Source organism: Zunongwangia profunda SM-A87 (assembly GCF_000023465.1).
GTDB lineage: Bacteria > Bacteroidota > Bacteroidia > Flavobacteriales > Flavobacteriaceae > Zunongwangia > Zunongwangia profunda.
In genome coordinates this window covers 4,375,821-4,398,344 of sequence record NC_014041.1, presented here as the reverse complement: position 1 = coordinate 4,398,344, position 22,524 = coordinate 4,375,821, and the positions used below count along the sequence as shown (strand labels likewise).

17 protein-coding genes are annotated in these 22,524 nt (G+C 36.7%); 3 read left to right on the top strand and 14 right to left on the bottom strand.

Translation table 11 applies throughout. From position 1 onward, the window contains the following. From ZPR_RS19435 to ZPR_RS19380, 12 genes are all read right to left on the bottom strand, one after another. A complete protein-coding gene (locus tag ZPR_RS19435) occupies nt 1-2,403 on the bottom strand; it encodes a TraG family conjugative transposon ATPase (protein ID WP_013073495.1) in 2,403 nt (800 codons plus the stop codon). 307 nt (nt 2,404-2,710) lie between these two features. Beyond that, nucleotides 2,711-2,998 (bottom strand): hypothetical protein, encoded by a 288-nt coding sequence (locus ZPR_RS23155; protein ID WP_072879957.1) that lies wholly within the window; start codon nt 2,996-2,998, stop codon nt 2,711-2,713. A gap of 1,198 nt (nt 2,999-4,196) precedes the next feature. Next, on the bottom strand, nt 4,197-5,282 hold the full coding sequence (locus ZPR_RS19425) for an adenylate/guanylate cyclase domain-containing protein (protein WP_013073491.1): 1,086 nt from the start codon (nt 5,280-5,282) through the stop codon (nt 4,197-4,199). 56 nt (nt 5,283-5,338) lie between these two features. Then, nucleotides 5,339-6,643 carry a TolC family protein gene (locus tag ZPR_RS19420; protein ID WP_233421327.1) on the bottom strand — a complete coding sequence of 435 codons (1,305 nt, stop codon included), beginning with the start codon at nt 6,641-6,643 and terminating at the stop codon, nt 5,339-5,341. A 7-nt stretch (nt 6,644-6,650) separates the two neighbouring features. Then, nucleotides 6,651-9,776: an efflux RND transporter permease subunit gene (locus tag ZPR_RS19415; RefSeq protein ID WP_013073489.1), complete on the bottom strand. Its 3,126-nt coding sequence runs from the start codon at nt 9,774-9,776 to the stop codon at nt 6,651-6,653. Between the two features lie 11 nt (nt 9,777-9,787). Next, nucleotides 9,788-10,843, bottom strand: a complete 1,056-nt coding sequence (locus tag ZPR_RS19410) for an efflux RND transporter periplasmic adaptor subunit (protein ID WP_041579180.1) — start codon at nt 10,841-10,843, stop codon at nt 9,788-9,790. Between the two features lie 31 nt (nt 10,844-10,874). Then, nucleotides 10,875-11,465: a TetR/AcrR family transcriptional regulator gene (locus ZPR_RS19405; RefSeq protein ID WP_013073487.1), complete on the bottom strand. Its 591-nt coding sequence runs from the start codon at nt 11,463-11,465 to the stop codon at nt 10,875-10,877. 1,331 nt (nt 11,466-12,796) lie between these two features. Then, nucleotides 12,797-13,312, bottom strand: coding sequence for a hypothetical protein (locus ZPR_RS19400; protein WP_013073485.1), 516 nt, complete (start codon nt 13,310-13,312; stop codon nt 12,797-12,799). After that, on the bottom strand, nt 13,309-13,971 hold the full coding sequence (locus ZPR_RS19395) for a P-loop NTPase family protein (protein WP_013073484.1): 663 nt from the start codon (nt 13,969-13,971) through the stop codon (nt 13,309-13,311). The genes ZPR_RS19400 and ZPR_RS19395 overlap by 4 nt, the downstream gene beginning before the upstream one ends. Then, the gene (locus ZPR_RS19390) at nt 13,955-14,689 is read right to left on the bottom strand and encodes a hypothetical protein (RefSeq protein WP_013073483.1); all 735 of its coding nucleotides are present in this window, start codon (nt 14,687-14,689) and stop codon (nt 13,955-13,957) included. The genes ZPR_RS19395 and ZPR_RS19390 overlap by 17 nt, the downstream gene beginning before the upstream one ends. A gap of 3 nt (nt 14,690-14,692) precedes the next feature. Next, nucleotides 14,693-14,977 carry a helix-turn-helix domain-containing protein gene (locus tag ZPR_RS19385; protein ID WP_013073482.1) on the bottom strand — a complete coding sequence of 95 codons (285 nt, stop codon included), beginning with the start codon at nt 14,975-14,977 and terminating at the stop codon, nt 14,693-14,695. Nucleotides 14,978-15,228: 251 nt separating this feature from the next. After that, the gene (locus ZPR_RS19380) at nt 15,229-16,062 is read right to left on the bottom strand and encodes an RteC domain-containing protein (RefSeq protein WP_013073481.1); all 834 of its coding nucleotides are present in this window, start codon (nt 16,060-16,062) and stop codon (nt 15,229-15,231) included. A gap of 288 nt (nt 16,063-16,350) precedes the next feature. Here ZPR_RS19380 and ZPR_RS19375 point away from each other — a divergent pair, with 288 nt between their 5' ends. The 3 genes from ZPR_RS19375 (at nt 16,351) to ZPR_RS19365 (ending at nt 18,193) form a co-directional block, all read left to right on the top strand. Beyond that, nucleotides 16,351-16,719, top strand: coding sequence for a DUF7793 family protein (locus tag ZPR_RS19375; protein ID WP_013073480.1), 369 nt, complete (start codon nt 16,351-16,353; stop codon nt 16,717-16,719). Between the two features lie 23 nt (nt 16,720-16,742). Continuing rightward, nucleotides 16,743-17,651 carry a helix-turn-helix domain-containing protein gene (locus tag ZPR_RS19370; protein WP_013073479.1) on the top strand — a complete coding sequence of 303 codons (909 nt, stop codon included), beginning with the start codon at nt 16,743-16,745 and terminating at the stop codon, nt 17,649-17,651. Nucleotides 17,652-17,911: 260 nt separating this feature from the next. Further along, nucleotides 17,912-18,193 carry a DUF6520 family protein gene (locus tag ZPR_RS19365; protein WP_013073478.1) on the top strand — a complete coding sequence of 94 codons (282 nt, stop codon included), beginning with the start codon at nt 17,912-17,914 and terminating at the stop codon, nt 18,191-18,193. A gap of 59 nt (nt 18,194-18,252) precedes the next feature. On the opposite strand, the gene ZPR_RS19360 is transcribed toward ZPR_RS19365, so the two are convergent. Then, nucleotides 18,253-21,105: a M16 family metallopeptidase gene (locus ZPR_RS19360; protein WP_013073477.1), complete on the bottom strand. Its 2,853-nt coding sequence runs from the start codon at nt 21,103-21,105 to the stop codon at nt 18,253-18,255. Between the two features lie 10 nt (nt 21,106-21,115). Then, on the bottom strand, nt 21,116-22,522 hold the full coding sequence (locus ZPR_RS19355; protein ID WP_013073476.1) for a RagB/SusD family nutrient uptake outer membrane protein: 1,407 nt from the start codon (nt 22,520-22,522) through the stop codon (nt 21,116-21,118). Between the last annotated feature and the right edge of the window lie 2 nt (nt 22,523-22,524).

Here is a 22,524-nt window from a genome sequence, read left to right as displayed (position 1 = left end):
TTATGTTTTAGCGATGAATTCTTTTATGGCGGCTTCCATATTATTTGTTCTATTATAAGTGGCCATTATGGTTTCATTTTCCTTACCGTCGGTCAAGTAAGCGGCATAAACTTCCTTGGGAACTTCCAAGCGGAAAATGTTGCTTTCTTTTCCAATTTTGATAAACATTTCAGTGTATTTCCTTTGGCCGGTAAGATTGTTTTTGATAGATTTTAACTGATTCAGATCATGGCTGGAGAGGTTGAGCCGTTTGACTAGTTCCCCATAGCCTTTCTCGTTGTTCAGGCTATAAATGACCTGCGTGTTTTCAAGGATGCTTGCTGAAGTGGAACTGTTCGGGAGCTGGTTAATGGATTGCAGAATGATGCCGATTGCACCATTTTGTTTCCGAATGGCTTGATAATAAAATTCTACGCTTTCCAGTACGTTGTCAAACTTCAGTTGCTTGGCAAACTCATCAAAAAGAATAATCCCTTTTTCAGCACGGTTCTTCCAAATGGTGCGTTGAATGGCCGATTTAATCAGCTTGAGCATTACGGAGAGGATTTCTTTATTGTCCTTGACTTCGTCCAGTTCAAATACAATAAGACGCTTATCTTCTATTTTATAGGTCTGGTCTTCACTGACTTCAAAAAGGAAGCTATATAGACCATCGCCGACGTACTCGGACATTACGTGTAAAAAGCTGGTAACGTTGAAATAGTCGGGATGGATTTTAAGTTGCTTTAAGAGGTTTTTTTGATTGTTCTCAATAAAATTGTAAAAACCATTCAGCGAGTGATTTTCAGAAATACTATGGTAATAATGACGTAGAATCTTTTTTACGGCAACCGATTGTGCCTTGGTTACTTTTAAATCAGAAGCAAAGAGTTCAAAGAGAAATACCGATAAATCCTCCAAGCGTTCCGGGCTCAGGTCATTGGTATCGCTGATGTAAAATGGATTGATACCCAGGTTTTTTCCACTTTCATAGCGGAGTACGGTGTATTGTTCAGAATAAAGCTTGGCAAATTTAGTATAAGAACCACCCAAATCGATAATGACCAGGCGTACTCCGCTTTCAAAATATTGACGCAGAATGTTATTGGCCAAAAAGGATTTTCCCTCACCGGTTGGCGCAAAAATGGCAAAGTTCCGTGCCTTGATTCGTTTTTTTTGTTCGTCCCAAACATCTTTAAGCACGGGAATGTTATGTTCACGGTCATTGAATATAATTCCGGTGGAATCTGATTTGTAATTGCTGTTATTGATCAATAAGCAAAGCGCGTGTTTTAGATCCGTTACATACAAATCGTTATTGGAGAAATTAGAAGAAAAACCGCAGTAGCTGTTCAGAATATAATTCTTCCGCTCTTCGCCCCGTGGATAGTAGGGAATAATATCCAGTTCCTTAAATTCCGTTTTTATTTTGGAGGTAATTCTATCAAGGCTCCGGGCATCCCGGTCCCAGAAAATGATGTTTAAGTGTCCGCGTATAATCCGGGCATTATCATCGGCATTGATCTGATCCAGGATGTGCTGGATTTTACCCAGCACCACTTTGTTTTGCGAACCGAAATTCGAGCTTTTGTTAAGCTCTACCACTTTCTTATCAAGCAGCTTGCGCCATTTATGTTTGTCATCCAAATACAGGATTTGGTTAACGATATGGTTCTCGTTTAGCGTAAGCCCTAAGCCATCAATAAACCCTTGGTGAAATACAAAATCGTCTGAAGTGAATTTATCATTGGTTTTGCTAGTCTGTACACTTTCGCCAAAGCACAGTTCGCTGTTGATGGCCAGGGCATCAAAATAGTTTTCGCCGATGTTGACGTTTTTCTTATCTAGAATAATATCGGTGTCAAAGCCTTTGTTAAAGCCATTAAAATATTCTTTGGTTATCGCTTGAATTTCCTTTGGGTTAAGCGGAAAAAATTTCATTTTCCGACTGTTGTTGATAAAGGAAACGGAATCACTTACGGCACTTATAAAATGCTGAACATTGTCATCTAATTCCTGAATTATCGTTTTTGAGACCTTGCGGAAAGGGTTGACATATTTAGAGTTGTTCAGCGCTTTATTTTTGGTTAGGGTAAAGAAGAGATAACAGTTGTGGTTGATATATTTTCGGCCTTTAAAATGATCGCTTGTGGCTTTTTCCAAAAATGTGGTATAGGGAAGCTCTTCAGCGGTATATTGCTTTTTGAGATAGACATCTTGCTTGTGAACTACGGTACCGACAGGCAATGATTTTAATGCCTGAAACCAAGCCCCGTGCATATCCTCAAAATCCTTTTCAGACAAGGAATAGATTTCTGGTAGGTTTCCTTTATAGCATACCACAACATTGCCATTATTGGCAAATAGGATATTGTCTTGGATATCCGCAATGGGCTGATAAGTAGAAAGATTAATTGTGTTCATAATCGAGACCGGAATTTCGTTTGTTACTGATGCTTTTTGGGAAGGTTCGCGCTAGCTGGAAGACCTGGGGATTGTTGATGATTCTTATCAGGGCGATATATAAGACTGTATTAAGAACCAATACGCCGATGATCATTCCAAAACTGAACGAGAAAATAATAATGAGTAAAGAAGCTATGATGGATATTATCATCACCGCAAAGAGGGAGAGGGGCAGTCCAAAAATAACTGCCCTTTTCCTGATGTTTTTATAGACCTCGAACTTCTTCATAACAGATTCATTAACTGCCAAATGTCGCTTAGCGACTTAGACTACGATTCCAATGAGGTAGGTGAAAATGCCCACTACGGCACCGGCAATAAGGACAAAGACGAGCACACGGGTGATCCCTTTTTTGAGGTCAGCATTTTCCCCGAAGAAATGGCCGGCGTTAAAAAGAAAGCCGATCAAGAAAATGACCCCTAGGATGATGGGGAAAATGGTTCTAATGGTATTGGATACATCATCAACGGAATCTTCAATACCACCAATTTGTGCGAAAAGAGAATTTGAGAGAAGCGAAAGAAAGCTTGCCAGATAGATAGATTTTTTCATAACGGAACGGTTTAAATTTTTGATTCGTTTTCGTTATGAGAAAAGTAATGGTTTTATTGTTTAAATATCTGTAAATCAATTATTTGTTGATAAAATATCATTTATAATCAATTGATTTTTAATAGTGTTATTTCATATCAAATTTTATGAAATCTGGAAAGTAGGTTGTTGATAACTTGAAATGTAGAAAGGAAAAAGATGCTCAAAAACGTCAGTTTTGTGATTTTGCTTCTAGAAATGTGTGTGATTTTGGATAAGAACCGGCAACAAGAAAACGTATTCTTATTGATATTGGCCACGTCGGAAAAGACAACGGTGCATCTGAATAAATTGCATTAAAAAATATGGGATATTTGATATCGCCTTTGAAACTTTATAGCTCAAATAAAGTTAGAAAACGATATATATTTACTTAACTTGCAATAGACATACTCTTATTTACTTATCTAAGAGAAAAACTGAATAATGATTTGTTTTTTTACACTCTGTAATCATTCTCTAATTTATCCGTTTCAATTTACTCTATGTTTATTTTTTTCTAGGCTGGTATACTGTAAAATATAGCTGTTGCCATTTTTATATAGATTAGTTACTTAAAAACTCAGAATTTATTTTTGTATACTTTAATATTTTATAATAAAGGAAAGGATAATCCGATTTCAACTTCCCTATAAAATACTTTTGAAATAATTAGACTTATATTTATAGTAGGACTGCTTTTCCTTTTAACCGTAGATCAGTTTTCCTTACGTAAGCGTACTATTAGAGTTAATGTTCTAAAGGGAATTTAATCTATATAAATTTTCCAAAAAATCATTTGTATATAGGTGAAGTAAAAGTAAGTATCCCATTGCAATTTATCTAGCATCGCCTTTTTAAAGCGTATGTTATTTGTCATCGGCATCGTTTACGCTTATTAACTGATGAATCTGGGTTATCAGTTATTATCCTTATAAATGGAAAATAGGGTGCTTTTTGAACAAAGATCCCTTAGCTATAACCATTATATGATTTGGATCAAAACTGTATAGAAGGTAGCCAATCTGTTTTTTATTAATGAAACTATTAGCAACATGTTATATTATGAAGGATTGAAAATCAATAATTGGAAACATTTTAATGGTATTGTGGGGTTCATGCCTGAATGGATTTCTTTCTTTTGTTTTCTGAAATTTTAAATAAAAAGGTGGCTTCCTCATTATCGCTCCTCAACAGCAAATACTTCTACAACATGTTCCTTTCCTTCCAGCATTTGTGGTCCCAAGGGAGTAACTTTAAAATTCTGGGCAATTTCCTTGTTTTGGTTTACTTGCCCGGAGATGAGTATTTTTTTATTGAAAATCTTGCAGAGCCCCTGTATTCTGGAACAAACATTCATGGTGTCACCGTGAAAGGCAATTTCCCTTTTTAGGTCCCCAATTTCAATGGCCGTAACTTTCCCCTCGTGCACACCGGCACGAAAAAACGGTGCCGTTGCATAGATAGAGGTATAATGCTCTTCCCTTTTTTCAAGTCTTTTATGCACGGCAAACAGAAATCTAATAGCATCCAATGTATCGAAATGTTCCAATTTCCATGTCAAGACGATCTCATCACCAACGTACTGATAGATATGTGCCTTGAACTTTTTGGCTATCTGGTTGACATCCATGATGCTTTCCTGGATAAAACTACTATACTTGAGATGCCCAAGTTCTTCGGCCAAATGGGTAGAACCTTTGAGATCCAGAAATATAAAAACCCTGTTTTCTTCCCGGGGGAACCGGTATTTGCCAAGAATCAAAGGCATGGTAAACCCGGGATTGTTTTTACTGACCATTTCATTTATAAAGCTCACAATAAAAATCATAAACAAGGTATAGGTGAGGATAATGATATCAAAATTCCTTGTATTTGAAGGTGTGGCCGGATATCCGCTTATAAATAAGTAACTATAGCTATTCAATACATTTTTAATGATAATCACAATAAGCCATAGGGCAACAAAATAAAAAGTGGTCCTGACCAAACTATCAAAGGCCAGGGACCTACTTTTAAACGGTAATATTTTAAGTATTCCTTCCACTAAAGAAAGTACTGAACCTGTTAAAAAGCCAAAGGCCATAAAAAAAAGGAAAAGGTTGGAAAATTTAATATTCCAATTGATGCCCAATGGCATGTTTACCATTTGTGCCGTATAATAAAGGATAACCAACAGTACGGAATAGGCTATTAACCAAAAGACTACCTGCCTGAAAAACAACCTCAAAATTGAATATCGGTAAATAAGGCTTAAGATGGACATTTTATTAATATTATCATGATATGAAAACTGGCATAACCATTAATCCCTTACTAACTTTATAAATTATCCGTTACAAACAAATACTTTGATTCTGCAATCTTATAATTGGCATAGGCATTGGCGTATTCGGTTTCTGCCGATTCTTCTTGTTGTTGCGCGTCTAACAGATCCGTAAGGTTGTTCAGTCCGCTGTTGTAATTATCCCGTTGTACCTTTAGGTTCTCATTGGCATACTCCAGATTGTCCTTTGCATAATTAATTTGCTTATAGGCGTCCATCAGGTCGTACCAGGACTTCATAATGCCTATTTTAAGCTCGTCTTTGCGATCTTCAAAATTATTCTGCACAATTTTTTCCTGCAGTGCTTTTTGCTTCACTTTATGGCGACCGGCTCCCCACCAATCGGAGATGGGAATGCTAACCATCCCAAAGGCCACCGGCATAAACTGACTGTCAATCGCATCGTTGAACGTCCCGAAATAACCTGCGTTTACCCCCACAGAAACCTGTGGTAATAAGTCGGCTTTTGTAATCTTCGTTTGCAATTGGGATGCGGTTATCGATTTTTCAAGCAGCTTGTAATTATTATTGTTTTGAAAATCGAGATCGGGCTTAGGATATTTAAGTCGGGGTGGGGTGACTTGCTTTAACGTATCGGCAACGACGGTGGTTGTATCGTAAATTTTCCCTACATAAAGCCCTAAATCAAGTAATGCCAGTTTACGCTGATTGCCGAGTTTGCTTTGTTGTAAAAGTACTCTACTGCGGTTGGTCCTTACCCGAAGTAATTGATTTTTAGCGATAAGTCCAGCTGAAAGCAAATCCTGTTGTTGCTTCAGTAATTCGTCCAGGTACATTTTACTGGCGCGTATGGCTTTAAGTTGTTCTTGTACCTGTACCAGTTGCCAGTATTTTTGTTCGGTATTTAGAATTACCGAATCTGTTGCCTGCTCGGCTTGTATGGTTCGGGTTTCTGCCTGAAGACTTGCCAAAGCGCTATAGTTTCTTATTTTTCCACCGGCATAAACAACTTCGGTTGCTGTTGCCCCGGCCTGATAAAAATTATCGATTCCATCGGGCAACATTTCAGGTATAGGCGGGACAAAGTCCTTAAACCCATATAGACCAATTCCTGTAGCACTCACTTGGGGAAAATAATTGGCAATAGCTTCTTGTTTGGCGGCTTCGGCCTGTTCTATTCTTATTTTTCCGTTTTTAATATCGTGGCTGTACGATAATGCGGCTTCCTTAACTTCTTCTAAATTCAGTTTTTGTTGCGCAAATAAACTTCCGCAAGACAAAAAACTTAGCATACACCAAATGACAAGGGGTGTACTGTTTTTTATGAATATCGTTTTCATACTATTTCTAGGCGTTTGCATTATTTTCTTTTGTTTTGTCATTTTCCTCTTCGTCTTTTTCGTTCCTAAAGAACAACCAGTATAATACCGGTAAAACATATAGGGTAAGTATCATAGACATCATTAAACCAAAGGCGATAACTGTTCCTAATGGTCCCCATAAACTTGACCTACTAATAATCATTGGGGTCACTCCGACAGCGGCGGCAGAGGAGGTAAGGAAAATAGGACGCATTCTTCGTTTGGCGGCGTGTGCGGCAGCTTGGTAAACTGAATGGTCGTGATGGACTCTTAATTCATTGGCAAAATCGATTAAAATAATACCGTTTCTTACCACGATCCCACAAAGTGCCAATAATCCTAAGAAGGAAGTAAATCCAAAAGGATATTGCATTAACATTAGCCCTAAGGCTGCACCAAATATACTAAGTGGCATTGTGATGAAACTTAATAGGGCTTGTTTAAATTCCCTAAAATGCCAAAGCAGGATGAGGAAAATAATAAGTACACTTATGGATAATGAGATTCCCATAGGCATTAGGTTTTCCTGACTCATTTCGTGTTCGCCTCCATAGTCTACAGTAATGCTATCGGGAAGCATCATTTCTTCTATTTTGGGACGAAGCTTGCCTAATACTACATTAGCTACGGCTCCTTTTTCGATATCTACGCGTACCGTTAAACAGCGCATTCCGTTACGTCTAACAATTTGTTCTTGTTCCCAACCCGGGGCTATTTTGGCTACCTGACGTAGCGGTACTGTTTTACCGGTGTTAGGTGAAATAATGGATAATTCCCTTAGGCTGGAAACCGATTGATCTTTATGATCTTCAGCCTTTATTCTTACGTTAATAGCGTAATCCCCATCCCAAACCTGTGTGGCATTTAAGCCTTCCATATTCATTGCTATAGTGTTGGCAATATCTTCGCTGGTTAAACCTAGATGTGAGGCTTCGGCTTCATCAATATCAATGGTAAGGGTTTGCTGCATTTCGCCATAATTGGTTCTGGACCAAATGGTTTCCGGAGTTTCTCTTGCCAGGTCAATGATTTTATCTCCGTAGCTTTTCAAGGTGTCAATATTATCACCAAAAAGGCGCACTTCTACCTGCGCAGGTTTGGCAACCATATTCAGCTGTTTCATCCTTACATACGCATTGGTAAACATTTCAGAATATTTTTTATCATATTCTTTTAACACCTCTTCCGTAGCATCGTCTGAGGTAGTGGTCACTAAAATTTGGGCGTAGTTTTTAGCAGGAAGGTTAGGCGCATATACCATATGAAATCTTGGAGAACTTTCGCCTATAAAACTGGTATAGTCTTGAATACGCTCATCTTTTTCCATTACCTTCTCAAACGCTTTAACTACTTTTTCTGTTTCCTCGAGACTGCTGTTTTTAGAAAGATAAACTTCTACTGCAAACTGGTTCCTTTCAATTACCGGAAACAATTCCTGCGATAGGTTAGAGAAAAAGAATACTCCTACAACTATAGAAAGTACACCAATACCTACTGTAATTTTATAATGCTTCATGGCGCTTTCAACACTCTTATCGAAAAAGTGCTGTAACTTTTCTAGCATCGATTTTTTCTTCTCTTTGTCTTCATCCTTTTTGTTATGGTGCAATCCTTTTTTAATGAATATGGTATTGAAGAAGGGCACTAATAATACAGAAATGGCCAGCGAAAGGAATAATGCCAGCATTATGGTATAGGGGAAGGTACTTAAAAAGTCTTTCGCGGTTCCCGTCATAAAGAATACTAAAGGCAGGAAAGTGGCCGATATAGCAAGGGTTGCTGTAAATACCGATGGAAAAAGTTCTTTGGCACTATTTAAGGCCGCTTTCCAAACGGATTGCCCTTCATCTAGTTTTTCTACGTGGTTGTCTATCACCACAATGGGATCATCTACGACAATTCCCAGCACGATAATTAGGGCGGCTAAGGTTACAGTATTCAGCTCCATTCCCAGCATAAACATTAAAGCAAGGGTGGCCAGAATGGTAATAGGAATGGTTGCTGCGGCAACTGAAGCTACACGAAAAGGTAAAAGCAGTAGCGTTACAATAATTACCCCTGCCAGGGCAAAGCCGAATTCTTTAAGGAAGTAGCTTATGGAATGATGAACTACTTCGGGCTGGTTTGCAATTTTTCTTAACTCAATATCCTGCGGAAGTTGTTCTTTAAAGGTGTCGAGTTTTTCATCAATTCGGTCTCCAAATTGTACAATATTGTTACCGGAAGCCATCTCTAGCGTGATGATCATCGCTTTGGTTCCGTTGGCGGTAATAAAGGAGTCTGGATCTTCGTATTCCTTTTTTACTTCTGCAATATCTTTTATACGGATCACACGACCGTCCCGATCGGTGCTTACAATGTGGTTGGAAATATCGGTCACATTTTTAAGGAACACCTCCATGTTTATAGGACGGTCAAAACTAGGCGACTCTAAAGTTCCGTTGGGTCTTATGGTTCCCTGCGATTGCAAGCTTTGCATTAAAGTGCCCGGGCTAATGCCGTATTGTGCCAGTTTATTTTGATCGACGTAAACCGCAATTTGCTCGGTAAATCCGCCAGAGTGGCTAATTTTTGCCATCCCTTTCAGCTGCCGAAGTTGATCTTCTATTTCTTCTACGTGTTTTTGCAGGTCTTTATAAGGTCTGGTTTTGGATTCTACGGCCAGGATCATCGCGGCAGTACTTCCAAAATCACTGTTTACTATAATTCCCTTAACACCCGGAGGAACATTACGTTGCTGAAAGATTAATAGATCATTCTTAAGCTTGTTCCAAAATTGTTCAGTTTCATTGTGCCCTATACGGTCGGCTACTTCTACATAAATGTACATTTCGCCTTCTCGCGAATAGGAGTAGGTTTTTTCTTTGTCTACTTCATTATAGCTGAAGAGAAACTTTTCAACTTTAGCGGTAAGCTGCTCCTCTACTTCTTGTGAATTGGCACCGGGATAAAACCCCATTACCAATCCTTGCCGAATCGTAAATTCAGGAAATTCGTTACGGGGCATATTGAAAAGCCCTAACAAGCCAATCAGCACAAAAATAAAAGTTAATGCCAGTGGAAAAGCCTTGTTTTTCATTGCCCATTCTATCATAGAACCTTGTTTTTTCATAAAATAAGCACTTATTGTTTGTTTTTAATAGTAACCGGAGTGTCCTGCGTAAGCTTATGATAGCCTGATGTGATAAGCTGATCTCCTTTCTGTAAACCTTCAGTGATGGCGATGCCATTGTTGTATAGTTTTCCGGTTTTTACAATGCGTCGTTCTGCCTTATTTTCATTGACTACATAGACAAAATTTTCATTCTTTTCGGTTACCGATACGGTTTCTACAGGAACAATGAAAGTGTTAGAGGCTTCTTCTGAAGATTTTTCCTTTTCGGGAAGTGTAACGGTACAGGCCATGCCGGGTTTTATTTTTTTGTTTTGATTAGTAATGGTAATTTTTGCGGTATAGCTAGGGGTGTTGCTGTCTGATTGTACGGATATTTCTGTAATTTCACCTTCATATACAGTATCCAAGACTTCTATTTTCACAATGGCTTTATCTCCGGTTTGATATTGATTAACCTGATCGTCTGGAATAGGAATAATGGCTTTAAGCTTATCGATATCAAAAAAATCGACGATGGGTTGCCCGGGTGATGCCAGATCTCCGGTTTCCATCATTTTTTCACCAATATAACCGGTAAAAGGAGCGGTGATGCGGGTAAACTTTACGTTTTGGTAGCTGGCTTGTGCGGCTGCTTCTGCCTGTTTGTAATTGGAGCGTGCTTCTACCATTTTTACTTCAGCAATACTACCTTTGTTATAAACTTCTGCTACACGATTGTAATTGTCTTTTGCCATTTCAGCCTGCGCTCTTCTTGCTTCATACTGTTTTTGATAGGCTGTGCCATCTATTTTGGCAATTAGGCTTCCTTTTTGCACAAAATCGCCCATACTTACCGGGAACTGCTCAATGATTCCGGAAACCTGAAAACTTAGTTTTACACTTTTATCGGCAGCAATTCTACCAGTGGCAGAAAAATGGGCTTCACTACCTTCAGAAGAAGTGTTGCCTACCATTACGGTTTTAACCTCGATGGGTTGAATTTCCCTTTCTTTTTCTTCTTTTTTACAACTTTGAAGCGTTAACGTTGCCAAACAAAACAAAAGGATGAAATGAAACTTGCGCATATGTTATAATTTTAATTTGTGAGGATTTTAGTTATTGATCGTATTTTAAACCTTTAATAAGAATATTGACAAGCCAATCGAGCCTTACTGACATATTTTCTATGGAACCGTAAAGGAGCATTTCTTTTTCTAAACCGCTATAGGCGGTTACCATAGTCATTGCTAAAAATTGCATATTTTCCTGACTAATGGGGGCGATTTCTTTTTTATGGATTGCCCACGTGAGTATTTCTTGAAAAATACTATTCTCTATATGTCTTAACTTCATAAATAGGGAATGAGCAATGTTGAAGTTTTGCTTAATGTCTTCTAGCAAAAAAGTATACTCTTTGGTTTTATTTATGAGACTTTTGAGTTTAATCTCATTATATAACCGTAGGTTTTCTCCAATAGTGTTAGATTTTTTAATTTTCGCTTTGGCAGGTTCTATTATAGAAAAGTATTCCATTTCGGCCACCTGCTCAAAAACTTCATGTTTGTTTTTAAAGTAATAGTAGAGTGTGCTTCTACCTTTATTTGCGGCTTTGGCAATATTATCCATTGTGACTTTATCAAACCCCAATTTTTTAAATACCGCCACGGAAGAATTAATAATGTGATCTTTAACTAAATCGTCTTTCATTGGACAAATATAATTAAAATGTTTAATTATAGATAAAAACCAAAATAATATCGAAATAAAAAATATGAATAATATGATTATCTAAAGTGACAACCAATCCACATAACCTCTTTATTTCCCTTACTGAATTTGAGACGAGAATGAATGAAAAATCCATATTAGAAAGGTTCAATGAAAAAGCACACCAAATTTTAAAGCAGCCGGGGTGTTTAACATAGAAAGATGCGATAATTAATTTATTATAAATTTGGATAAAGCCATAGAGCGTGAAATATTTTCGCATCTGGTTCACGAAGAAATTATTCCAAATTTGACAGATGTCAAAAATTTATTACCTGGCTAGTATAAATGTCTTAACATCGGGGTATACCGCTATTCATGTTAGGGAAGATAAAATAATAATAAAATACTATTAGATTGCTGGAGAAGTGCAAATATCAAAGGATAGCAAAATATTTGATTGAAAAAATAAAACAGAATTATCCAAAAAAAACTTATCAAAGCCACTTGCTACATCCCTCAAAAGGATTTTTTAAGCATCTGAGCTTTGTGCTTAAAAAACTGGATAAAGAACTTAATGGAATAATGATGGAACGTAGAATTGTTTAATAAAAAAAATCTCTAGAATATTTTTTAAGATTAAAAAAGAAAAGATAAACGTACAAATAATTCTTTATGAACATTCCTATGGGGATGCCTGTAGGGATATTCATTACCAATGGCTTATCTAATATTTTGAAGACACTAATATGACAAATCTTTTTTTGAGAGCTCTCTAAAAGAAATCCTATATAAAAGGAATATATTTTCTATACTCTCTAGAAAATTAAATTGTTGTTTCTATTGGGTTGGAAAGAGTTACGGACAAAGAATACACCTTGGTCAAGATGAAATTGAAACCAGATTTCCGAGAATTAAGGATTCGACAGTTGTTAACGAATAAAGCCTTGGAAAAACTCAAGAAATGAAATTGCACAGCATGATTTTGTATACCAATCATCCATTGTTTCTGGTTTTAAATATGTATTGCAAGTATGGTTTCCGGTTTGAGAAACCTTAAATTCTATTGGCAAAGAGAGCGACCAAAAAATGGTAAAGAATTTTTTTCATCCTGAAACCAGTAATTTCTAAGATTTTATACTACACTTTTGTCTTTACTTCTTTATAAAACGCGACTAACTTAAACAGCTGCTGCATTTGGCTGCTTACGCTGTTTCCGTAGCGTTCATCTTCTCATCATCATTAAGGTTGGTGATGATAGTTTAAATCGCCCCCATCCCTATAAATTCTTGGGATTTTCTAATGTTCTTAATGAATTACCATAATCCATATTAGGGTTTTAGATCGTTTTTATTCAATGTTTTCATAACAATCTGCTTCGGTAAAAAATTCCAACAAAAATAACTACTGCTAAAAGTAATTTTATTACGGTTGTCGAACTTCATGCGCTTATCAAACATTAATAATTGTAAATCCCTCTCTTTAAATAATTGCTTTGGAGCAGCATCATTTAGCCAAGTATTGGTCATTAAAAGAGCAAAAGGTTTTTTGAAGTAAAGGGCGCGTTCAAAAATTAAACGTTTGTTGGTAAAGGGTGGATTAGAGATAAGGATATCCCAATTCTTAGGTTCGTAGGTATAAAAATTTTCTCCATTTGAAATATGGGAATATACCACTGGACTTTGAAGAGAAATAAGTTTGACAAACCAACTATCTTTAGTATCAAAAGGACACCAAATGATTTTGCCTTTAGGGATATATTCTAAAATTGGAAGTACTCCATACGCAGGGGTATGGCATTCATCGTTTTTACCATTTGAATACAATATTTTTTTCGAATCTATCATACTCTTTTGTCGTTGCTTTTTTTATCAAAAGCAATTAAATTAAATAGTTCTCGCATCCGGCTTCGCACTCGATTTCCGTAACGTTCTTCAAGTTCATCAGCGTTTAGGTTGGTGGTAGCGTGAGTCTTGACTTTATGTTTGGTTTGCAAGTATAAATCATAACGAGATAAAAGCACTTCTCCCATAACATTCAAATCTTTTCCGTAAAACCTACCGGCGGGTTCTACGCCCAGATCGTCAAAGCAGAAGAATTTAGTATTGCCATATTCTTCAATAGTTTTGAAACCTAAATGATTAAAACTGAAACTTACATTACGGCAAGGGATCATTTCATAGGGGCGTTGGAAAGGAACTAAATGGCGAAGCAGCTTCATTAAACTGGTTTTGCCACAACCCACTGGTCCAGAGAGAAGAATTCCTTTTTCTAAATCGATATTAAATTTGTCGCAATACTCACGGTCTTTGATAAAATAAGAGCATAATTTCAAAAGTATCTTTTTATCCTCTTCATAAATCTTGAATCTTTTTCCGAAAAGTAGTTTCCCCTTTGCATTCAGGTAAATCAAGATTTTCGGAAAATCGTATATTATGTTTTTACCGTCAAATTCACCAAGCGAATATTCCATGCCACCTTCGGTTATTTTAGAGGGGTTGTCCATAGTCTTTGGTTTTAGTGGTTCGCAAGTTGTCCTCGTCCCGATAGCTATCGGGATGGGACGCTTGTTTTTTGCTTGGTTTGTTTTTCTGGTCAAACAATTCAGTTCGATCCATCCAGTTTTTGGCTAGAGCCTGCCAATCACGTATCGGTTTTCCATCGCTCGTTTTCCAATTGTTGGTTTGATAATGGTCGAAGAATTTTTTTCCTTCATCAGCATCATAATTTTTTTCAATAAAAAAATCCAAAACTGCCTGCTTGTCCTTTGGCTGTTTAGTATTGTTTACTTGTTTGTTATTGTTTATAGTAGATACCAATGCTTGTCCACTGGTGGGACGGTGCTGGTTCACTACCAGTTCACGTATGGGATGGTACTGTTCCGCAAGTTGTTCTAATTTGGGATCGTAGTGTCCCATAGCTGGTTCATCACTTGTCCTGATAATGGACATCTTAATTTTGCTGCCTTTATAGGGATTATTCGATGGGAAATAGGTGAGGTAATTCCACGAGTCAAGGTCAGTTACGCAACGATGATAAGTAGATTTAGAACCAATCTTAGCTGCGCGCATTAAATCCCTGCGGTTCACAAAAAACTCATCTGCAAAACGGCTACTGTTCCATTCCTGAAACAGTGCCATATAGAGGCTGATGTGGGTAGGATTTAAACGGTCATCAAAATAGAACGCTGAAAAAGCCGAATTCAATAGCTTGATATAGTTCATCACTTAAGAACTTAAATCGTGCTGTACACGATTTTCTTCCATCACCTTTTGGATCTCTTCCACATCATAATAAATAATGCCACCTACCTTGGTATAGGGTAGGGTGCCATTAATCCGTAAATTTTGAAGTGTTCCCGGACTTATTTGAAGTAAATCCATCACCTCTGAAGATTTGAGATACTTCTTGATTTTTCCGGAAGATTGTTTGGCTAGGAGATTTTTGATATCATCGAGTAATTCCATTTTGAATTCTCGAAGATCGTCTGTGGTAATAATACTTGTTGGCATAATAGAACAAATTTTATGGTTTGGAACATTGCATTTGTTTGTTCCTGACCTGGTTTATAATTGTTCTATAAAGTTGAAATTGTTTTGTGGAAATAGTTCCCCATATTCTTCGTAGTACGAGAAAATTTAACATTTAATAATTGTTGATAGGAATTTTTGCAATTTGTGGGTAGGATAGAAGATAGAGAGAACAAATATTCGGTAAATTTAATGCAGCAAAGTTATTTCGTAGTAACGGTTTACTTCGAAAATTACTTTTCATCATCTTTTCGCATCTTGGCTTCTAGTTTGCTTGCAATTAGATATAGGTATTTGGCCCTAGGATCTTTTCTCGCTTTTATTTCACCGTAAGTCTTGTAAAAATTATCGAGTTTAATGTTAAAGATATCTTCAAAAGCAGAACATAGTGTTTTAAGATCAGTAGTTCCATGATTAATGTCTCCTGCATGATAAAGCGCGTATATCATTTCTACTAAAGAAATCTTTGAGCCGGACCAAACTAATAGATTGGGTTGTCGTTCCCTGAAGTCTCCACTGCTTCCGGGTTGTATTAATTCTAACTTTTCCCGAATATAATGGATGTAACGGTAAAGTGCCTGTACCTTCGACCAAAGCATATCGTGACTGGTTGAGAATTCGGGATTTTGATAATAGTTAATGGTGGGGCTAAACGAAAAATCCCTTCTGCCTTTCCTACTAAAGAAATCGTAGTCCAGGTAGTTATGGTTTTGCTCCATATAATTCACAAAACTATTATTAGCCGAAAAGAACTTATTGATTTTCTTGATCTCTTTCTCTAAGAATCGGATTTTATGAGATTTCCCCGCTTTTGGCAGCATCAATTCACAAGACCTTACCTCGGTGAAATAAATAAGATAGCTCATTGGGAGCGGCTTAATATTTCTGAAAAATTCGATCTCTGATTGTAAGTCATCGAAATCGTTCTGATCGACTTGCTTTTGCAGTTTTGATAAAGTTTTAATGCATAAGCTAATGCCATTCTCCGCCTTAGTCAAATCGGTTTTTCCTGATTGAATTAAGCTATCGACTCTTTCGCTGAATGTAGACATCGCCTTTTGGAACATGCTGGTAGTAAATGAAAATATATAAAATCGTTGTTGGGCTCTTTTCAAGTTTGGTTTTGTTTAAGAAAATTATACCAGGGACTCTTATTTGGAAATAAATTAGCTTAAATTCTATGATTTTAGATGTTATAAGCATAAAAAATGCCACAAATTGATAAAATTCACAAGTTTACTTCCTGAATGTATAAGTGTTTAGTGAATTTTATCTTTTATATTTGAGATATGATAAACTGGTTCTGCCAGATATTCCCTTAAAAAATACCTACTTAACAAAAATATCCCCAAATTATGTTTGAAGGTAAGTACGGCACATATTGGATTAGTGATGGTATTCTTTTTGTAGATTATAAGCCTGATCTTATAGTCACCCTAAAAGTTGCTAAAAGAATTGCTCGGGACCGGATGGAGTTTCAGCAGAACAAGGAATATCCGGTTTTTAGTAATCTAGATGGTGTTATTGGGTCGCATTCAGAAGCCCGGCACTACCTTGTTCATGAAGGTACGCTGCTCATAAAGGCCTTGGCACTTTATTCTACATCTCCCATTGCTATTCGGCTTACCGAGTTCTATCTTAGAACTCTTACTCACAAAATACCAACTCAGCTATTTAAACATAAAAACAATGCTTTACGCTTTTTAGAACCCTACGCCCAATGAAATATTAATTAAAACCTACTATTATGGAACGTGAATTTAATAGGGTAAATTTACGTGGAATCTACCGTATACTTACCGAAATCGCTAAAGGTAATTTTGCCTTTCAAATTAAACGCACTGATCACAAAGATGAGCTCGAAGGGCTCAATGCTTATGCCAATCAAACTTCAGAAGAACTTTATAGAAAGCGGCATCAATTTTTATGGCTAAATAGAAATACCGAAGCTATGCTTATTCGCACGGTGAACTTTCTACTGGATAAAAATTTAAAGGTGATTGATTTTAGCTATGAACATCTTGATACTATTGAAGTAGATCCAAATACTATTTTAGGTAACACATTTTCTAAGCTACTTGTTAGGAAATTTCAGCCAACCTGGCAGAAAAATATGAAGAAGTTCATGGCCTCCAAAAAACAATCTTTTCATATGCTTCTGGAGTATCATTTTGATGAACTATTACAAATAAATTTATATACGGTTGTCTCGAGGTTAGCCAGGGTAAAGGAGGGAAAATATATCGTAACTTCTTATCTTATGGATGCCTCGAAGGATTTCTCAGGATTACCAAGAGATTCCGAAATCAAAACATTTTCAAAATGGGATCAAAAGTTATTTCACGAAATCCATATCTATATTGTACAGCATTTGGATGAACCCCCTAAAACTCTAGATCAATTAGCTATGCTTTTTAATACCAATGAATATAAAATTAAAACCGGTTTTAAAGAGATTTTTGGATGCACACCAATGCAATATTATAATCGGCAGCGCATCCGGCAATGCAAACTACTCATTGAAAATACAAGTCTCTCCCTAAAGGAAATTTCGATTAAGATGGGCTTTAGTTCTTACCCCCATTTTTCGAAGAGTTTTAAAAAGGAAACTCATGTAACTCCCAGGTTTTATAAAAAAATCACCCGGAATTCATAGAATTTGGATGAATTTATACTGATTTGACATGTTTGCCTCCTTTTTGACTATGTATTTTTTATGATATTTACACTGTTGATGATCAATGAATTAAAATATTATTTAATGGAGTTTTGAAGAATGAAGTTGAGAAACAAAAAGGTATATGCTTTTCTTCATTCCCAGTAACACTCCCAAAATATTATTGCGCGATAATCCAGGTTTGAAGCCGATTACCTGGTTAAACGGCACTATTTATTAACCTAATAAATTATAAAATCATGAAAAAGTTAAAAGTAATTTTACCGATGTTGGCAATCATTTTTGCCATAGGATTGACCTTTGCAAGCGTTAGTCCAAAGACTGATCTAAATGTTCAGGCAAATGATTACATTCAGGTAGGGGGCTCCTGGGTTGCTATTCCCGAACAGACCTGTGAAGAAGGTGAGTTTACCTGTCGTGTACAGGATGGGGATAATGGGCCTTACGAGGTTTATGACGAGATGAATGATGACGAGCCAAAAAGTAGTGCATCTCCCGATCCCAATCCTATAGAACTGTAAAAGGTCTTTAATTAAAGAAGAATAGGGCATACCTGAATTAAGGTATGCCCTTTTTTATTTTAATTCATTTGATGATATGCTTCAGGAAGAATAATGAATTGCTGATAATTTTCCTGAGTTAAATATTTTTTAGCAGCTGTGTTCACATCTTCAATATTAATAAAATGCTCCATTAAAGTTCCATATCGTAGTATATTATTGAAATATTGTTTTTTATCTTTAGTGCTTAACATAAGGTATTCCGACCAAAAATCAACATATCCGAATCTGTCAAAATATTTTTCATAGCGATTAAGCTCAGTTTTAATTTCTAATTCTAACCATTGTTTATTAATACCTTGTTGTTTTAATTTTTGAAACTCTTCTAGGGCATCCTTAATCATTTTAGTTTCATTTCCCAGTTCGCTGTCAAATTGAATTTTAAAAGCATATAAATTATTCTCTTCATCTAACCACTGCCCACCGCCAAGGGGTGCATAGCATCCTTCCCGAAGTCGATCGTAAATACGCTCATATAATGCCTGAGATATTATGTTGATCAAGGCTTTATTCTTTGTAGTATTTTTGATCTTCACTGGGAAATATAATTTTACATAAGCCTGATTTATATTCTTCTCGTATAAGGTTTCCTTCATTTTTTTGAATGGGAATGCGGCACCTTTTCTTTCTTTATTTTGATTTATAGTGCTAGCGGGGATAACGGATAATTTTTGATTAAGTATGGGGATGATCGTATCCACCTCAAAATCTCCGGTAACGATAAAAGTAAAATCTGTAAGGTTTTTTGTCCAGGTATTAGCAGCTTCCATAAGGGTGCTTTTATCAATTACTGCAAGATCTTTTAATTGCATTTTTGGGATGTCAGGAAACCATTTAGTTTCAATGGCCTGGTCTATAAAATATGTTGATCCCCTTATCCCAAATCCTTTAAGATTTTTTGCCGTTGAAGACTTCCATAATTGTATATCTGAGTCTACAAAATTGGGCTGAGTATTTTGAAGAACTACTAAACTTAATAATTCACTAAAATTTTTAGAATTACTTTTGGCAGAAATAAGTTGCCAGTCTTTATCTGCCCTATAGTGAAGACTGATTCCTTTGGAATCCTTGAATTTTTCTAATTGAAACCTGGAATAAGGACCTGCACCACTAAAGTTCAACATATCAATAAAAGCCATATTAGAAAGATAATTTTTGCGCTGAAGGGGGGAAGCTTCATTGATCTTAAAGGCTGTGATATTAATTTGATCTTTAAATGCTGCTGAGGTGGGGTTGGTCGGTTTTAAGATAAGATGTAATCCATTATTTAACGTCATTCTGGAAACCCCCAGAATGTCCTTTTTAACCTGAACCTCTTTATCGCTGGAAATACTATCTAAGGGATAGAATTTGGATAATGAATTTATTGTTGCGGGAGCAGGGGGGAGTATAGGGATACTCATGGTATCAATTGTTGAGATGAGATGCTTCAGGACATTAAAATTAGGTTTTTGAGCCTTGGGATGCCTGAAAAATAGAAAATCGGTATTTTCAGTAAACTTTGCATACGTGCTTACAAATTTTTGAATGTCTTCAAGACTTGTTTTTTTTATCATCTGCGATAGTAGTTGAGATTCTATGACAGAATTCGGTGCGAGTGTGCCATTCACAAAATGATTAAGATACTTCATGATCAATTCCTGTGAGGATCTATCGCTCCTATTGGTGTATTTGTTAAGCAATTGTGCTTTGACCTTTTGGAATTCATTTTCTGAAAAACCAGTATTAAACCGTTTCCAAAATAGTAATGAAGATTTGATTTTTTCCTCTATTGTATTTTGGTCGCCTTGTTCAAAATCAATCATCATTTTTGAAGATGCGATCTGGCCTGCAGCAATACGGTTACGTAAATAATTTACTGAAAGATCGGAATACGGAAGCGCATACTGATTTTTCAGTGCTTCCTGCTTCGCCTGCACGAGCCGCCAATAAAATTCCTGTTGGATCATGAGTTGATAATCCTCTTTGCTTGTTATTTGATCACTAAAATTAGGTTGGTTAAAGAGGATTGCCAATTGTAGACCAGGGGAGATGGTATCTATCGTGGTAGCAAAGCGATTTTTACCGGAAAGCCTAGCCTTTTGCCTTCTAACCCAATCTTGTGGATTTTTCGTCTTTTTGGAAGGTTTTAAGTTAGAAAACAGGTTTTTTATCCTCGATTCTATTTTTTCCGGATCAATATCACCCACAATAATAGCAGCTTCTAATTCCGGTTGGTACCAATCATTGTGAAAGCGGATAAAGGCCTGTTTATGGAGATTTTTAGTACTTTGTTTTATTTTATCTAAATCCTGTTCCTTATAGCCTGTCCCTTCCGTGATCAGACTTTTAATTTTATCAGACTTCCATTCTCGATAGGGATTGTTTACTCTCATTTCTCCTAATACGGCTCCCTGCTCGGTTTTTAGAGAGTTTTGATCAAATTCCAGGTCTTGAGCCCAATCCCGTAAGAGTTGCAATCCATTGGCAAGCGCTATGGTATCATCAGTGGCTAATCCAACATTGTAATAGGTATACGTATAACGCGTCCCCGCATGGGCTTTTCGCCCCACTTTTCTAAAATACTCCTTAACCTTAGGGAAATGTGTAGTCTCCTTAAATACGAGGTGCTCCATAAGATGTGCATAGCCTAATTGATCATTTTCTTCATGAAACATGCCTGCTTTGGTGACCAGGTACATTTCAACCTGATTTTTTTCGGTATGATTTTTCCTGATGTAATAGGTGAAGCCATTGTCAAGTTTACCATAATGAACAAGGCTATCCAGGGAAAGTTGGTTATTTTGATACGTTGTTTTTGTTTGCCCTGTCAATCCGTATGAAATTAAAAATAGGAGTATTGTCGAGTATGAAATTTTAAATGTAAAATCCATAATGTTTGATTTAATACCCTTCATTTTGACTTAGGTTAGGATTTTTTCTTCTTTCTTCTGAGGGAATGGGATATAGGAAATCTGTAGTCTCCCAAAGCGGTTTTATATCAGACAACTTACCACCGGCGTTATCGGTTCTTTTTAGATCAAACCATCGGTGTCCCCACTCTGCAAAAAGTTCTTTCCTGCGTTCTTCCATGATCAGGTTCAAGAGCTCCTCCTGGGATATATTGGGTTTGGTTTCAGATACAGGAGAAAGCCCTGCTCTTTGTTGAATAATAGCAATGTCTTTAATGGCTTCAGCTAAATTGCCTGTTTGCGCATATGCTTCTGCTCTTATCAGATATTGTTCTGCAAAACGTAAGACCATTGAATATTCTTCAATCGGAAATTCACTACTGTTCCATATTTTGTATTTATAGGCAAAAAAAGCATCTTCACCTTCATGATAACCTATCCAGTTTTGAAACCTTAAATCCTCTCCTTCAAAAGTTGTTGCAAAAGATGGTCTTAATTTTATACTGGCCAGGAATGAAAATACGGGATGAATAATAAATAAGCTTCCTTCGTTGGTCTGCGTTAATCCTCCCCCGCCTCCAATAGGTGATATTTGCCATATAGCTTCTCTACTGTTAGCTAGGAAAACGTCGTTTATGTTATTGAGTAATTCGTAAGTTGATGACGCATCAATAACCATAGCACTTAGGTCTATGGCTTTTTCCCAATCTTTTAGGAACAGATGAACACGTGCGGAAAGTGCTATTGCTGCATATTTGTTAACCTGTGTTCGTTCACCAGTGGTATATTCAGATGGTAGAAGAGCCATAGCGACTTCAAGGTCATTAACGATTTGCAGGTAGATGTCATTTTTGGACATACGGGAAGCCAGTTGGTTCTCCTTATAATTTGTACTAAGTATTAATGGCAGGTCTCCATACAGATTTACTAGATAGAAATACGTAAAAGCTCTTATAAATCGAGCTTCCCCCTCTAGTTGATCGCTCAATTCAGCAGAAACATTGGAGGAGTTTCCAAGCCCCTCCAGCATGGCATTGGTCATATAGATGATAGAATAGGCACTGGACCATATCGCAAGGTTACTTTCATTATCTGCTAACAGGTCATTATTTTCAAACTGCATACGCGTAAGCACATTCGGATTGATATTTTGTATGTTATCTGCCGATAATCCGGATAAAACGGTAATACTGCTCCTGGATCCACTAGAAAATTCCGCAAGGAATAATTGGTTATATATACCGGTCATGGCGCTTCTTGCCGTGGCATCACTGTTAAACACCTCTTCGCTAACAAGTTTATTATTAGGAGGAGCTACCTCTACAAATTCTTCGCAGGCGCAAAGGTTTAGCAGGCCTATTATTAGGATTCCCCTTAAGATATATGTGTTGATTTTCATTG

Excerpts from the sequence above, each read along its gene's own strand:
- ZPR_RS19380 (WP_013073481.1), bottom strand. The coding sequence starts at position 16,062 with ATGTTCCAAAAGGCGATGTCTACATTCAGCGAAAGAGTCGATAGCTTA.
- ZPR_RS19420 (WP_233421327.1), bottom strand. The coding sequence starts at position 6,643 with ATGAAAACGATATTCATAAAAAACAGTACACCCCTTGTCATTTGGTGT.
- ZPR_RS19375 (WP_013073480.1), top strand. The coding sequence starts at position 16,351 with ATGTTTGAAGGTAAGTACGGCACATATTGGATTAGTGATGGTATTCTT.
- ZPR_RS19365 (WP_013073478.1), top strand. The coding sequence starts at position 17,912 with ATGAAAAAGTTAAAAGTAATTTTACCGATGTTGGCAATCATTTTTGCC.
- ZPR_RS19425 (WP_013073491.1), bottom strand. The coding sequence starts at position 5,282 with ATGTCCATCTTAAGCCTTATTTACCGATATTCAATTTTGAGGTTGTTT.
- ZPR_RS19410 (WP_041579180.1), bottom strand. The coding sequence starts at position 10,843 with ATGCGCAAGTTTCATTTCATCCTTTTGTTTTGTTTGGCAACGTTAACG.
- ZPR_RS19415 (WP_013073489.1), bottom strand. The coding sequence starts at position 9,776 with ATGAAAAAACAAGGTTCTATGATAGAATGGGCAATGAAAAACAAGGCT.
- ZPR_RS19370 (WP_013073479.1), top strand. The coding sequence starts at position 16,743 with ATGGAACGTGAATTTAATAGGGTAAATTTACGTGGAATCTACCGTATA.
- ZPR_RS19395 (WP_013073484.1), bottom strand. The coding sequence starts at position 13,971 with ATGGACAACCCCTCTAAAATAACCGAAGGTGGCATGGAATATTCGCTT.
- ZPR_RS23155 (WP_072879957.1), bottom strand. The coding sequence starts at position 2,998 with ATGAAAAAATCTATCTATCTGGCAAGCTTTCTTTCGCTTCTCTCAAAT.
- ZPR_RS19400 (WP_013073485.1), bottom strand. The coding sequence starts at position 13,312 with ATGATAGATTCGAAAAAAATATTGTATTCAAATGGTAAAAACGATGAA.
- ZPR_RS19360 (WP_013073477.1), bottom strand. The coding sequence starts at position 21,105 with ATGGATTTTACATTTAAAATTTCATACTCGACAATACTCCTATTTTTA.
- ZPR_RS19355 (WP_013073476.1), bottom strand. The coding sequence starts at position 22,522 with ATGAAAATCAACACATATATCTTAAGGGGAATCCTAATAATAGGCCTG.
- ZPR_RS19405 (WP_013073487.1), bottom strand. The coding sequence starts at position 11,465 with ATGAAAGACGATTTAGTTAAAGATCACATTATTAATTCTTCCGTGGCG.
- ZPR_RS19385 (WP_013073482.1), bottom strand. The coding sequence starts at position 14,977 with ATGCCAACAAGTATTATTACCACAGACGATCTTCGAGAATTCAAAATG.
- ZPR_RS19435 (WP_013073495.1), bottom strand. The coding sequence starts at position 2,403 with ATGAACACAATTAATCTTTCTACTTATCAGCCCATTGCGGATATCCAA.
- ZPR_RS19390 (WP_013073483.1), bottom strand. The coding sequence starts at position 14,689 with ATGAACTATATCAAGCTATTGAATTCGGCTTTTTCAGCGTTCTATTTT.